Source organism: Mycobacterium sp. NPDC004974, assembly GCF_053600815.1.
Window position 1 is genome coordinate 621,586 of record NZ_JBSGAQ010000001.1, and the last position, 12,793, is coordinate 634,378.

The following is a 12,793-nucleotide window of genomic DNA, read 5'->3' on the forward strand; positions in this document are numbered from 1 at the left end:
ATGAGTAGCGATGAGCCGATGACGTCGGGCGTGTGCTCGGTGAGCGTGGACGTCCTCGAAGGCCAGGTTCTCTTTCGGGTGATGACGGTGTACCTGGCTTCGCGCGATCTTCACGCCCGCCGGGTCGAGCGAGTGGAGTCTTTCACCGATGCGGGTGCGGCGATTGATGAGGTGGCCGCATTTCTGAGGCGCTATCAAAGCGGTCACGGCTGACGCCTATTCAAAAATCGAGTAGTCGACTACTCGATTGATATGGACGAGACGATGACATGATTATTCATGCCATTGAAGGCGACACGCCAAAGGTGCCAGTCGTGACAAGCCGGTGACGGTGCGTGGTTAGCCTCGTAATACTGCAATTCCCACAACTAGGGGCGGGCTATGAGCGGAATTCACCAGGAATGCGATGTGCAGGTCGCATCCGGCAATCGCATTCCGACGGTCCACTTGGTCAACGGGCCGTATGTCTCCATCGGCGCGGAAAGGCGTGAGGTTCCTGAAGGGAGCAAACGGCTGCTCGCGTTCATGGCCCTCCAAAAGGGAAGGCTGGAGCGACGATACGTCGCCGGAGCGCTGTGGCCGCTGGGAGACGACATTCGCGCCGCGGGGAATCTGAGGTCGGCGCTGTGGCGCCTGCGGGGCGCGGGAGTAGACGTTGTCGACGCGGATAAGTGGTCGATCGGGCTCGCCGAACACGTCGCGGTGGACATCGATGCAACGTCCAATTGGGCGCGTCGTATTCTCGCCGGCGACCCGCTCTATGGCGATTTCTCCGATTTCGGTGAGAAAGTTCGGGCACTTGATCTTCTTCCGGGTTGTTACGACGACTGGGCAATCACCGAGCGGGAGCTAATGCGCCAGAAGATTCTGCACGCACTGGAGAAGATGAGTCAGATGCTGACGGCGCAACACCGGTTCAGTGAGGCGGTGGAGTCGGCGATGGTGGCGGTGGGTTGTGAACCATTGCGTGAATCCGCTCAGCGGGCGCTGATCTCGGCGCACCTGGCCGAGGGCAACTTGGTCGAGGCCCGCCGGGTGTTCTGCGCGTACGCCGAGGTGCTTCATCGCGAATTGGGCGTCGATCCCTCAATCGACCTTCAGGCGCTGGTCCATCTGACGCGCCGCGCCGAACCCCGCCGGCCGGCCATCGTCGATCGCCCACGGATAAGCGCAGGACACCTGATGCCGGTCGTCGCGCCGATTTCGTAGGGCACGTCATCACAGCAGATCCCCGGCGGCCACATAGCTCAGACAAAGGCGGCCCCGACTTAATGGACCTGTGACGACGACGTTGGAGGATGCCTCCGCCGAGCCTGCCCTCGAAGCCCCCCGAGGCACCCCGCGGATCGCTCGTGAGCGCCTGGCGCTGCCCGCGCTCCTGGCCGCCACCGCCCTGGCTTACCTGTGGAACATCACCGTCAACGGTATGGGTAATCAGTTCTACGCGGCCTCGGCCTGGGCCGGTTCGCTCAACTGGGAGGCGCTGCTGTTCGGATCGCTGGACCCGGCCAATTTCATCACCGTGGACAAGCCGCCGGTGTCCCAGTGGGTGATGGGCCTGTCGGGCCAGCTGTTCGGGTTCAGCAGCGCCAGCATGCTCATCCCGGAAGCGTTGATGGCTGTCGGCTCGGTCGCGCTGCTCCACGGTGCGGTCCGCCGCATCAGTGGTCCGCGGGCGGCGCTCCTGGCCGGTGCGGTCTTGGCGCTGACGCCGGTGGCGGCGTTGATGTTCCGGTTCAACAATCCCGATGCGGTGATGGTGTTGCTGATGACGGCTGCCGCCTACTGCGCGGTGCGCGCATTGGACAACCACGGTGCCCGTTGGATGGCTCTCGCCGGGGTGGCGCTGGGGTTCGCGTTTCTGGCCAAGATGCTCGAAGGGCTGATGGTCATGCCGGCCATCGGGCTGGTGTACCTGGTCGCCACAGCGGTTCCGATGCGTCAACGTCTGCTGCACCTGGCCGGCTCGCTGGTGGCGTTTCTCGCCTCCGCCGGATGGTTCGTGGTGCTCACCCTGGTGTGGCCGGCCTCCTCACGGCCCTACCTCGCCGGATCCACCGACGACAACTTCATGAACCTGGTGCTGGGCTACAACGGGTTCGGCCGGGTTCTCGGTCACAACCACATGGGTGCCGGGTCGGCCACCGCGGCCGAGGTGGCCGGGCTTCCCACCACCGCGGCGCACGGTGGCGGGTTCGGCAGTCAGGCCCACGGCCTGCCGCGCCTGTTCACCGGCGAGTTCGGCTTCGAGATCGGCTGGCTGCTGCCCGCCGGCCTCCTCGCGGTGGTGCTGGTACTGATCTCGCGGCGCGGGAAGCCACGGACTGATCTGGTCCGCGCCGGAACCATCCTGTTCGGCAGCTGGCTGCTGATCGACGGGTTGGTGCTCAGCTTCATGAAGAGCATGGTCCACCCGTATTACTGCCTGTCGCTGGCGCCGGCGCTGGCGGCGATGTTCGCGATCGGCGTTACCGAGATGTGGCGCCGGCGCACTGACCGGCTGGGCCAGATCGGTTTGATCACCATGCTTCTGGGCACCGCGGCGTGGAGCTTCTGGATCCTGGGCCGCAATGCGTCGTGGCTGCCGCCGCTGCGTTGGTCGATCCTGGCGGTGTCAGTCGCGGCCACCGTAGCCCTGCTCTGGGCGTTGCGGGCGGGCGCCCGCGGAATGGCGGCCGCCGCGTTGGCCGTGGCGATCATCGGAGGGCTGGCCGGATCTACCGCCTACACCGTGGCCACCCTGGGCCAGTCGCACACCGGAGGCGGTCCGAGCGTGGGACCGGCCGATCCCGACGACAGCCACGGCCACGGGCACGGATGGAATTCCGACAATCCCGAGGTGAACGCGATGCTGCGGGGAACCAACACCACGTGGTCGGCGGCCATCAATCGGTCCGGGGCCGCGGCCGGCCTCGAATTGTCCACCGACACAGCGGTAATGGCGATAGGCGGCTTCACCGGAACCGATCCGGCGCCGACGCTGGAACAGTTCCAGACCTACGTCGGCGACCGGCAGATCACCTACTACATCCTCCCGGAATCCAAGGACAAGGACCACGGCGGCTTCTTCGGCAACGACTCCCACACCGACATCTCCGACTGGGTGAGGGCGAACTTCACCCCGACCAAGGTGGGCTCGGACACGGTGTACGACCTGCGCGCACCGCTCAAGAAATAGCCGCTGCGAATGCTCATCGGTGTCCTCCTTCGACGATCACCCCCGCGGCCTTCTCCATCGGTTTGATGACGGAGGTGAAGTCGGATTCGGGGCCCTCGGCGCGCAGTGTCTGCTCCCAGATCCGTTGCACGGTCTCGGCCATCTCGACCGGCAGTCCGAGGGTGGCGGCCTCGTCGAGGTAGAGCCGGACGTCTTTGGCCATCAGGCCGGTGGCGAACCCGTAGTCGAACGTGCGGGGGAGTACCGCGCGCGGGAACTTGTCCCGGCTGGCGTGCGTGCCGCCGGATCCGGCGTTGAGCACGTCGATCATCACGTCGGCGCTCAGTCCGGCCTTGACGCCCATCACCATCACCTCAGCGGTCGCGGCCAGGGTGGTGGCGGCCATCAGGTTGTTGATCAGCTTCATGGTCTGTGCGGCGCCGGGTTGTTCGGAGACGAAGATCGCCCGGCCGAGCACCTCGAAAATCGGCGCGAGCGAATCGAATTCCGCTCGCGGTCCGGACACCATGATCGCCAGGGTGCCGGCCTGCGCGCCGTGCATCCCGCCGCTGACCGGGCTGTCCAGCGCGGCGATACCCTGCGCGCCGAGAGCCGCGTGATTCCGTTGTGCCGCTTGACCTCCCACCGTCGACAGGTCGACGAAGCGCTGGACCCGGGAACCGCCGGCGACGTCGGCCACCACGGACTCGGAGATCTGCGGGGTGGGCAGACTGGCCAGAATCGTCTCGGTACGGTCGGCCACAGCGCGCACCGAGTCGGCCTGCCGGGCGCCCAGCGCGGCAGCCTCGGCCAGGACATCCTCGCGCACGTCGAAGGCCACCACCGGAAATCCCGCCGTCAGCAGCCGATCCATCATGGGCCACCCCATGTTGCCCAGCCCGATGAAGCCGATCTCGGGATTCACGCACGCTCCTCGTCGAGGTCGGCGAACACGGCGCGGGCCAGCCGGAAGCTGTCGACCGCGGCCGGGATACCCGCGTAGATGCCCACCTGCAGGAAGATCTCGCAGATCTCTTCGCGGGTGACGCCGTTGGTGAGGGCGCCGCGGATGTGTGTGCTCAATTCGTTCGGCCGGTTCAGCACCGCGATCATCGCCAGATTCAGCATGCTGCGGGTCTTCAGTTCCAGACCCTCACGGCCCCATACCGCGCCCCAGCAGTATTCGGTGACCAGGTCCTGCAGCGGCTTGGAGAATGCGTCGACGTTCCCGGCCGCCTTGCGGACGTATTCCTCACCGAGGACTGCTGTCCGGATCGCCTTTCCCTTGTCGTACGTGTCTTGATCCATGGTGTCCCTTTCAGATGTAGCGAGCCGGTCATGGTTTGCGCGGCCTCACCCCGTCGAGGAACAAGCGCACGCAGGTCCGCATCCGCTTGTCCAGATCATCGGGGTCCCATGCCACGCCCCACATTGCGCCGGTGGCGGGGCCGCCGACCGCCATACTCAGGAATGCGCTTCCCACTATTTCGGGATCGCCGATCTGAATGGTTCCGGCCTCGGCGTGCCGGGTGAGTACCTCGCTGATGAACGTCAGCGCCGGCATGGTGCCCTGTTCGTAGACGAGCCGGAACAGTCGGGGAAACCGGTTGCCTTCCGCGTTGAGGATGCGCTGCAGCGCGATACCGGCGGGGCTTGTGATGCCGGCCAACCGGATTCGGCCGATCGCGAGCAGGGTTTCCTCGAGGTCGTCGGACTCCGCTGTGCGCAGCGTTTCGATCGGGACCAGCCACCGGTTCACGGCGCGTTGCACCGCAGCCTCGAACAGGGTCGCCTTGTCGGGGTAGAGCCCGTAGATGGTGCGCTTGGCCATGCCGGCGGCCGCCGCGATGCTCTCGATGGTGGACCGCTCGAATCCGTTGTCCAGGAACACTTCCAGCGCACAGTCGAGGAGCTCGCGATGCCGTTGCTCGGCCCGTTCTTGGGTGGGCCGCCCCGCGCGTGGCCGCGGGTTGGTGCCGCGGAGCCGCACGGTGACATCTCCTGACGGCATGCGGGCATGCTAACCCGTTAATGAAACGATGAAGGTGCTATTAATCGCGGCGGTCCGCCTGCGCACCGGCGGTACGCTGCCGACATGTCTGCGCTGCCGCCAACATCCGCCCGGCGCCGGCCTGGTGTCGTCGAGTCGGTGATCAGTTGGGTCGCATGGGCCGCGGTCGGCCTGATCGCCGTGTTGTTGGCGTTCGCCGCGCTCTTTCCGATGGGTTTCAGTGGGGCATTTCCCGAACAAGCCGATGAGGTTGGGGCCCTGGTCGGGTGGGCGGCGCTCACCCTGGCGATGGTTGTGCTCGCGCCGATCGGCATGGCGATCGGGCATTGGCGGCGTTGGCACATCTGGTACTGGCCGGTTCTGTGCAGCGTTGCGGCGGCGGTGACGTTCGTCTTGCTGCAGGCCCTGTAGGCGTCTTATCGAGCGCCGTAGGACCGGCCACGTAGACTGGAGGGCCGGAGTTTTAACCGGAAAAGGGGCGTACCTGCATGAGCGGCCATTCCAAGTGGGCCACCACCAAGCACAAGAAGGCCGTCATCGATGCCAAGCGCGGCAAGATGTTCGCCAAATTGATCAAGAATATCGAGGTCGCGGCACGTGTCGGCGGGGGAGACCCGGCCGGTAACCCCACCCTCTACGACGCCATCCAGAAGGCCAAGAAGAGCTCGGTACCCAACGACAACATCGAGCGCGCCCGCAAGCGCGGCGGCGGCGAAGAGGCCGGTGGCGCCGACTGGCAGAACATCACCTACGAGGGCTACGGCCCCAACGGTGTCGCGGTGCTCATCGAGTGTCTGACCGACAACCGCAACCGCGCCGCCGGTGAGGTCCGCGTCGCGATGACCCGCAACGGCGGCAACATGGCCGACCCGGGCTCGGTGGCCTACCTGTTCTCCCGCAAGGGTGTGGTGACGCTGGAGAAGAACGGCCTGACCGAGGACGACGTGCTGATGGCCGTCCTGGAGGCCGGCGCCGAGGAGGTCAACGACCTGGGCGACGCCTTCGAGATCATCTCCGAGCCCACCGACCTGGTCGCCGTGCGCACCGCACTGCAGGACGCCGGCATCGACTACGACTCGGCGGAGGCCAGCTTCCAGCCCTCGGTGAGCGTGCCGGTCGACCTGGAAGGCGCCCGCAAGGTGCTCAAGCTCGTCGATGCGCTCGAGGACAGCGACGACGTGCAAGAGGTGTACACCAACATCGACATCCCCGACGATGTCGCCGCTCAGCTCGACGAAGAGTAGTGGCAAGCGTCCTTGACCCTGAGGGCGTCAAATGGACGGTACGCCGGCGTTGGTTGCCATGGCGTCCGCGCCGAAAGATGCCCGACGAGTGGGGTTTTGGCGATACGTCCTTCGGCAACGGGGACGACATCATCAGCATCGTGCTGAACGTCGCCCTGATAGTGCTTTTGATCCCGGCGCTGGTGCTGGCCCTGCTGGTGGCGGCGGAGTTCCTACTGTTGCTGCTCCTGCTGCCGCTGTGGGTGCTGGCCCGCTCACTGTTCGGCACGCCGTGGATCATCGTCATCCGCCGTGACCACAAGATCGTCGGCGAGGAAGCCGTGCGTGGTTGGGACGCGACCAGCGCCCGCATCGATCAGATCAAGTCCTTCATCGCGTCGGGTGCAGCGCTGCGTCGATAGGCGTCTCGCCCGAGATCAGCTCGAAGGTCCGCCCCGCGGTTTCCGGCTCGTGCAATACGGCAAGCAGTACCCGCGCGACGTCGGCGCGCGGGATCGTGCCGCGGCCGGTCGACTCGGCGACCGTCACGTTCCCGGTGCCGGGCTCGTCCGTGAGCCCGCCCGGCCGCACGATCGTGGTGCGCAATCCGCTCCGGGCGCGCACGTCGGCGTCGGCCTCGGACTTTGCCCGCATATAGGCCAGGAACACCTCGTCGTAGTTGGCGTCCAGCGACCGGTCGTCTGCGGCCAGGGCCGAGACCATCACGTAGCGGCCCACCCCCGCGGCTTCGGCCGCATCGGCCAGCAGGATCGCGGCATCCCGGTCCACGGTCTGCTTGCGCGCCGCCCCGCTGCCGGGCCCGGCGCCGGCTGCGAACACGACGGCGTCGGCGCCGTTGAGGGCGGCGGCGACCTCGTCCACCGACGCCCGTTCCAGATCCAGCACGACGGCCTCGGCCCCGGCGGCCTGCAGGTCGGCGGCCTGGGCCGGATTACGGATGAGCCCGGCCACCTCGTCACCGCGTGCGGACAACAGCTGTTCGAGAATCAGGGCGATCTTGCCGTGCCCGCCGGCTATCACTACGCGCATAGCTCCGACCCTACGGATCTGAGCGTGTCCCTGCGCCGGGCTGTCGCCGGCTCACGCTAGGCTCTCGAACAGATGTTCTGACGAAGGGGTTCGTGTGCGGGTGATGGGAGTGGATCCCGGGTTGACGCGCTGCGGCCTGTCGGTGGTCGAGAGTGGCAAGGGCCGGCAGGTCACCGCGCTGGATGTGGACGTGGTCCGCACCCCGGCCGACGCGCCGCTGCAGAAGCGGCTGCTGGAGATCAGCGATGTGGCCGAATACTGGATGGACACCCACCGGCCCGACGTGATCGCGATCGAGCGGGTGTTCGCCCAGCAGAATGTGTCGACGGTGATGGGCACGGCCCAGGCCGGCGGGGTGATCGCACTGGCCGCGGCCCGGCGCGACATCGAGGTGCATTTTCACACCCCGTCGGAGGTGAAGGCGGCGGTCACCGGTAACGGCCGCGCCGACAAGGCCCAGGTCACCGAGATGATCACCAGAATCCTTGCACTGCAAGCCAAGCCGACCCCGGCTGACGCTGCCGACGCGCTGGCACTGGCGATCTGCCACTGCTGGCGGGCCCCGATGATCGCGCGGATGGCTGCCGCCGAGGCGATGGCCGCCGAACAGCGCCGTAAGTATCAGGCCCGACTGAAAGCCACTGCGAAGGCGGGGCGGGCATGATCGCCTCGGTGCGCGGTGAGGTCATCGACATCGCCCTCGATCATGCCGTGATCGAGGCCGCCGGCGTCGGCTACAAGGTGATGGCAACTCCGTCGACCTTGGCGAATCTGCGCCGTGGCAACGAGTCTCGGCTGATCACCGCGATGATCGTGCGCGAGGATTCGATGACGCTCTACGGGTTCGCTGACGGGGATGCCCGCGACCTGTTCCTCACGCTGCTGGGGGTGTCAGGCGTCGGTCCCAAGATCGCGTTGGCGACGCTGGCGGTCTACGACCCGCAGGCGCTGCGCCAGGCTCTCGCAGACGGGGATGTGACGGCGTTGACCCGGGTTCCCGGTATCGGTAAACGCGGCGCGGAGCGGATGGTGCTCGAACTGCGCGACAAGATCGGTCCGGTAACCCCCGGGGCCATCGGTGGGGCCATGGGCCATGCGGTGCGTGCCCCGGTGGTGGAAGCCCTTGTCGGACTTGGCTTTGCCGCCAAACAGGCCGAGGAGGCCACCGACAAGGTGCTGGCCAACGATCCCGAGGCCACCACGGCCTCTGCGCTACGGGCGGCACTCTCCATGCTGGGTAAGAAATAGCCATGGGCCGGTTCGACGAAGCCGACGAGCCCGAGGATCGGGAGGTCTCGCCGGCGCTGACGGTCGGTGAGGGTGATGTCGACGCCAGCCTGCGCCCGCGCTCACTGGGGGAGTTCATCGGTCAGCCGCGGGTGCGCGAGCAGCTGTCGCTTGTCCTCGAGGGCGCCAAGAATCGCGGTGGCACACCGGATCACATCCTGCTGTCCGGCCCGCCCGGGCTGGGTAAGACATCGCTGGCGATGATCATTGCGGCCGAGTTGGGATCGTCGCTGCGGCTAACCTCCGGTCCCGCGCTGGAGCGCGCCGGTGACCTGGCCGCGATGCTGTCCAACCTTGTCGAGCACGACGTGCTGTTCATCGATGAGATCCACCGCATTGCCCGGCCGGCCGAAGAAATGCTGTATCTGGCGATGGAGGACTTCCGCGTCGACGTGGTGGTCGGCAAGGGTCCCGGCGCTACGTCGATCCCGCTCGAGGTCGCGCCCTTCACGCTGGTGGGTGCGACCACCCGATCCGGGGCGCTGACCGGTCCGCTGCGGGACCGGTTCGGATTCACCGCGCATATGGACTTCTACGAGCCGGTCGAACTCGAGCGGGTGCTGGCCCGGTCGGCCGGGATTCTGGGCATCGAACTGGGAGCCGAGGCCGGCACGGAGATCGCCCGGCGCTCCCGCGGCACGCCCCGCATCGCCAACCGGCTGCTGCGCCGGGTCCGTGACTACGCCGAGGTCCGCGCCGACGGCGTGATCACCCGCGACATCGCCAAGGCCGCGTTGGAGGTCTACGACGTCGACGAGCTCGGCCTCGATCGCCTGGATCGCGCCGTGCTGTCGGCGCTCACCCGCAGTTTCGGCGGCGGTCCCGTCGGGGTGTCGACCCTGGCCGTGGCGGTGGGCGAAGAAGCGACCACGGTCGAGGAGGTCTGCGAACCCTTCCTGGTGCGTGCCGGCATGGTGGCCCGTACCCCGCGGGGCCGGGTGGCCACGCCGTTGGCGTGGACTCATCTGGGTATGCGACCGCCAGTTACCGGACTGGGGCAGTCCGAGCTGTTTGAATAGACCGCATGGTCATCGCCGGTTTGGTGTTCGCCGCGCTCGCCGCGGCCCTGCATGTCTACATCTTTGTGATGGAGTCGCTGACCTGGACTTCACCGCGTACCCGCGCCACCTTCGGGATCAACGAGGAAGAGGCGCAGGCGACGAAGGAGCTCGCGTTCAATCAGGGCTTCTACAACCTGTTCCTGGCGATCGTCACAGTGGTCGGTATCGTCGCAGTTGGCTTGGGGCACAATGCGGTTGGAGCCGCTCTCGTGTTCGCCGGGGTCGGCTCGATGCTGGCCGCTGCCGCGGTGCTGTTGACCAGCTCACCGGACAAGGCGCGCGCAGCGATCACCCAGGGCGCCTTCCCGCTGATCGCGGTCGTGTTGCTCGCGGTCGGAGTCGCTTGACGAGGGCATTGCACCAAAGGATGCTACGAATGCCGAGATCTCGGTTGCTGAAGTAGTTGGAGATTGCCATGAGCGGCTCCCGTTTCGTCACCACAGAACTGGGCCGTTTGCACGTGCGCTGTAGCGGAGCGGGGCAGCCGGTCGTCTTGTGGCACAGCCTCTTCGTTGATTCGCAGTCCTGGAGTCTCCTCGAGCCTGTGTTGGTCCGCGACCACGCCGTGTACGCGATCGACGGTCCATCCCACGGGAAAAGCGATGCAGTGACGCGTGATTTCACCTTCGAGGAATGCGTGGCGGCCGCTGAGCAGGCGCTGGACGGACTGGGATTGCACGAACCAGTGGACTGGGTCGGGAATGCGTGGGGAGGCCACGTCGGCATCCGTTTGGCAGCCGACGACCACACGAGACTGCGGACCTTGACTACCATCGGCACCCCGGTCCAGGCGTTCACGATGCGCGAGAAGTGGATGAAGGGGTGGCCGCTGGTCGGGTTTTATCGTCTGGTCGGTCCGAATGCGTTCATCGTGAAGCAAATGTCAGATTCGATCCTCGGTTCGTCAGCCGTCGATGCCGAGCCGAACCAGGCTGCGGTGATTCTAGATTCGTTCCGAACGGCTGACCGCACGGGAATGCTGCACGCGATGCGCTCGATGATGCTGCACCGCAGCGGGCTGGCGGATCTGCTCGCCAAGATTCAGATTCCCACTTTGGTGCTTGCGGTTCGTGACGACGTGATGGGCTGGCAACCGGCAGAGGCTCGGCAGACCTGCACGGCCATTGCCGACTGCCGCGTCGAGACGGTGGCAGGCACCGGCCACGTCTCACCGCTGTTGATCGACCGTGAACGGATCGCGCAGTTGCTCGTCGGATTCTGGTCGGCCCGCTCACGCTGAGATTCGGGTGAGGTGGATTTCTCGGGTGAGTACCCGGATCCCTCCCGGTAGTGGTGGAGCTGTCGAGCGGTAGACGGCGCCGGTGGGGGTGATGTGTTCGGTGGTGTGGCGGCCCGATTTGTCGACTTTGGTTATTACCCGCCAGCCGGGGTTTTCCTTGACGTAGTTGCAGTGTTCACACAGTCCTTGGCCGTTGGCAGCGCTAGTCGGTCCGAGGTGGTGGTGCGGCGTGATGTGGTCGATGTGCCGGATGGGGGCGTTGCAGTAGGGGGTGCGGCAGGTTTGGTCGCGGGTGGCGATGAACCGGGCGAGCCCTTTGGGGAAGCGCCGCGAGCGGGATTCCATCGCGACGAGTGTTCCGGTGTCGGGTGCGGCGTAGAGGCGTCGCAGGGTGGCCCAGGAGTTGTCGTCGGCGAGGGCGTCGCTGATCATGCGTCGGGCTGCGGCTGCGGGGATGGGTCCGTGGCCCTGCAGATGTGCGGGCTGCGTGCTGCCGGCGAAGAGGGTGTTGTCGGAAAGCACGAGATTGACCGCGACGGGGACCGGTTTGGTGGTGTCGCGGCCGGTGACGCGGGTGACGAGGGTGTCGGCCATGGTTTGGCCGCGGTTGCGGCCGTCAGCGCAGTGGTCGGCCGCTTCGGTGAGTGCGTAGCGCACGGACGCCGCATCGGTCGCAGGCAGCAGGGCAGTGACGATGGCCATGTTGTCAGCGGCGGGCCGGAAGGTGACGTTGCGATCTTCGGGTGCCCTGGTGACCCGGTCGATAACGGCTGCCGGATCGAGTTGGTAGGCAATGCCTTTGGCGTCACCGGTCAGACGGATATCGCCGAGGCCGATCAGCTTCGCGTGGTCGGCGCAGAGGTGTTCGTCGAGGCGCCTCCGGTCGGTGGGGGACAGGCAGGCGGCCTCGCGCACGACCAACCGGGCGCGCGATTCGGTCAGCACCCCGTTTTCCAGGGCCGCCAGGGTGTAGGGCATGTCGTGCACGAGGATGCGGGCGTCGGAGAGGTAGCGGTTGCCCTGAGCGGGTGACTCCATGCGGGCCAGTCCGATTTCAGAACCGAGCCCTCGTCCGCGCCGGGCGGCGGGGACGCCAGCGGCGGCCTCCCTCGTACGGCGGGCACCGTCCAGGGCTGCGGTGGCGCGGGCCTGGCCGGCTGCGGCGGCCGACTTGAGTTGTTCGAGCTCGGCGATGCGATCCCGCAATGCCGCCTCGCCGGCATCGGGATCAATCTTCGCGAATGATTCGAACATGTGTGCGATACTACGCGGAGCCTCCGACACCGGCGGGATGCTTCGACTAGCTGCGGTTTTCCACCCACGCGGCAAGTGCGGCCAGCGCCATCCGAGTACCGGTCTCGTTGTCGGCCGGGTCCACTGCGTCGGGAATCCCGTCGTGCTGGATGAGGACGTCGGTGCCGTGTCCGGCGTCGCTCAACGTGGTCGTCATCGTCATCGCGCCACCCAAGGCCGGATCGCCGCTCTCGAACTCGATCGCCTCGACAACGCGCTCATTCGGCACCAGCTCGACGAAATGACCGTGATAGGTGTCGGTATGGGCACTGGACTTGCCGACGGCGTCCGGCGAGTCATAGTGCAAGGAAATGCGAAATGCTCCGCCCTCACGAGCATCGAATTCGTGCACCTCGCTGCGCATACCGTCCGGAACCCGCCACGCCGCGATCGCGTCGGCGTCGACGAGCGCTCGATAGACCGCGACGCGGGGCGCATTGACGTGGCCGGAGACCCGCGTGCTGCCCATCT

At 66.6% G+C, this 12,793-nt stretch carries 17 protein-coding genes; 11 read left to right on the forward strand and 6 right to left on the reverse strand.

Translation table 11 applies throughout. The features are described from left to right. Positions 1-18 precede the first annotated feature (18 nt). The 3 genes from ACWEFV_RS03085 (at position 19) to ACWEFV_RS03095 (ending at position 3,178) form a co-directional block, all read left to right on the forward strand. A complete protein-coding gene (locus tag ACWEFV_RS03085) occupies positions 19-213 on the forward strand; it encodes a hypothetical protein (RefSeq protein ID WP_450069016.1) in 195 nt (64 codons plus the stop codon). Positions 214-381: 168 nt separating this feature from the next. Then, positions 382-1,209, forward strand: coding sequence for an AfsR/SARP family transcriptional regulator (locus ACWEFV_RS03090; protein ID WP_450069017.1), 828 nt, complete (start codon positions 382-384; stop codon positions 1,207-1,209). Between the two features lie 70 nt (positions 1,210-1,279). Beyond that, on the forward strand, positions 1,280-3,178 hold the full coding sequence (locus ACWEFV_RS03095; RefSeq protein ID WP_450069018.1) for an ArnT family glycosyltransferase: 1,899 nt from the start codon (positions 1,280-1,282) through the stop codon (positions 3,176-3,178). 13 nt (positions 3,179-3,191) lie between these two features. On the opposite strand, the gene ACWEFV_RS03100 is transcribed toward ACWEFV_RS03095, so the two are convergent. Genes ACWEFV_RS03100 through ACWEFV_RS03110 form a run of 3 tightly spaced genes read right to left on the reverse strand, consistent with a single transcriptional unit; the run spans position 3,192 to position 5,168 of the window. Beyond that, the gene (locus tag ACWEFV_RS03100) at positions 3,192-4,082 is read right to left on the reverse strand and encodes an NAD(P)-dependent oxidoreductase (protein WP_450069019.1); all 891 of its coding nucleotides are present in this window, start codon (positions 4,080-4,082) and stop codon (positions 3,192-3,194) included. Next, a complete protein-coding gene (locus tag ACWEFV_RS03105) occupies positions 4,079-4,465 on the reverse strand; it encodes a carboxymuconolactone decarboxylase family protein (RefSeq protein WP_450069020.1) in 387 nt (128 codons plus the stop codon). Before ACWEFV_RS03105 ends, ACWEFV_RS03100 begins: the two co-directional genes overlap by 4 nt. Positions 4,466-4,493: 28 nt before the next feature. Beyond that, entirely contained in the window at positions 4,494-5,168 is a 675-nt protein-coding gene (locus tag ACWEFV_RS03110; protein WP_450069021.1) for a TetR/AcrR family transcriptional regulator, read from the reverse strand. 84 nt (positions 5,169-5,252) lie between these two features. On the opposite strand from ACWEFV_RS03110, the gene ACWEFV_RS03115 reads away from it, so the two are divergent. The 3 genes from ACWEFV_RS03115 (at position 5,253) to ACWEFV_RS03125 (ending at position 6,813) form a co-directional block, all read left to right on the forward strand. After that, positions 5,253-5,579: a hypothetical protein gene (locus tag ACWEFV_RS03115; RefSeq protein ID WP_450069022.1), complete on the forward strand. Its 327-nt coding sequence runs from the start codon at positions 5,253-5,255 to the stop codon at positions 5,577-5,579. Positions 5,580-5,656: 77 nt separating this feature from the next. Next, positions 5,657-6,412 carry a YebC/PmpR family DNA-binding transcriptional regulator gene (locus ACWEFV_RS03120; protein ID WP_135453965.1) on the forward strand — a complete coding sequence of 252 codons (756 nt, stop codon included), beginning with the start codon at positions 5,657-5,659 and terminating at the stop codon, positions 6,410-6,412. Beyond that, entirely contained in the window at positions 6,412-6,813 is a 402-nt protein-coding gene (locus tag ACWEFV_RS03125; RefSeq protein ID WP_135453966.1) for a hypothetical protein, read from the forward strand. The genes ACWEFV_RS03120 and ACWEFV_RS03125 overlap by 1 nt, the downstream gene beginning before the upstream one ends. On the opposite strand, the gene ACWEFV_RS03130 is transcribed toward ACWEFV_RS03125, so the two are convergent. Further along, the gene (locus tag ACWEFV_RS03130; protein ID WP_135453967.1) at positions 6,782-7,441 is read right to left on the reverse strand and encodes an SDR family oxidoreductase; all 660 of its coding nucleotides are present in this window, start codon (positions 7,439-7,441) and stop codon (positions 6,782-6,784) included. The genes ACWEFV_RS03125 and ACWEFV_RS03130 overlap by 32 nt on opposite strands. Positions 7,442-7,535: 94 nt before the next feature. On the opposite strand from ACWEFV_RS03130, the gene ruvC reads away from it, so the two are divergent. The 5 genes from ruvC to ACWEFV_RS03155 all read left to right on the forward strand — a co-directional run bounded on the left by ruvC (position 7,536) and on the right by ACWEFV_RS03155 (position 11,029). Next, positions 7,536-8,105, forward strand: a complete 570-nt coding sequence (gene ruvC / locus ACWEFV_RS03135; protein WP_135453968.1) for a crossover junction endodeoxyribonuclease RuvC — start codon at positions 7,536-7,538, stop codon at positions 8,103-8,105. Beyond that, on the forward strand, positions 8,102-8,689 hold the full coding sequence (gene ruvA / locus ACWEFV_RS03140) for a Holliday junction branch migration protein RuvA (protein ID WP_450069023.1): 588 nt from the start codon (positions 8,102-8,104) through the stop codon (positions 8,687-8,689). The genes ruvC and ruvA overlap by 4 nt, the downstream gene beginning before the upstream one ends. Before the next feature lie 2 nt (positions 8,690-8,691). Further along, on the forward strand, positions 8,692-9,747 hold the full coding sequence (gene ruvB, locus ACWEFV_RS03145; RefSeq protein ID WP_135453970.1) for a Holliday junction branch migration DNA helicase RuvB: 1,056 nt from the start codon (positions 8,692-8,694) through the stop codon (positions 9,745-9,747). Between the two features lie 5 nt (positions 9,748-9,752). After that, a complete protein-coding gene (locus ACWEFV_RS03150; protein WP_135453971.1) occupies positions 9,753-10,136 on the forward strand; it encodes a DUF1304 domain-containing protein in 384 nt (127 codons plus the stop codon). 68 nt (positions 10,137-10,204) lie between these two features. Further along, positions 10,205-11,029, forward strand: coding sequence for an alpha/beta fold hydrolase (locus tag ACWEFV_RS03155; protein ID WP_450069024.1), 825 nt, complete (start codon positions 10,205-10,207; stop codon positions 11,027-11,029). On the opposite strand, the gene ACWEFV_RS03160 is transcribed toward ACWEFV_RS03155, so the two are convergent. Both ACWEFV_RS03160 and ACWEFV_RS03165 read right to left on the reverse strand, forming a co-directional pair. Next, on the reverse strand, positions 11,021-12,283 hold the full coding sequence (locus ACWEFV_RS03160; protein ID WP_450069025.1) for an HNH endonuclease: 1,263 nt from the start codon (positions 12,281-12,283) through the stop codon (positions 11,021-11,023). The genes ACWEFV_RS03155 and ACWEFV_RS03160 overlap by 9 nt on opposite strands. Positions 12,284-12,329: 46 nt before the next feature. Continuing rightward, positions 12,330-12,791 carry an SRPBCC family protein gene (locus tag ACWEFV_RS03165; protein WP_450069026.1) on the reverse strand — a complete coding sequence of 154 codons (462 nt, stop codon included), beginning with the start codon at positions 12,789-12,791 and terminating at the stop codon, positions 12,330-12,332. Between the last annotated feature and the right edge of the window lie 2 nt (positions 12,792-12,793).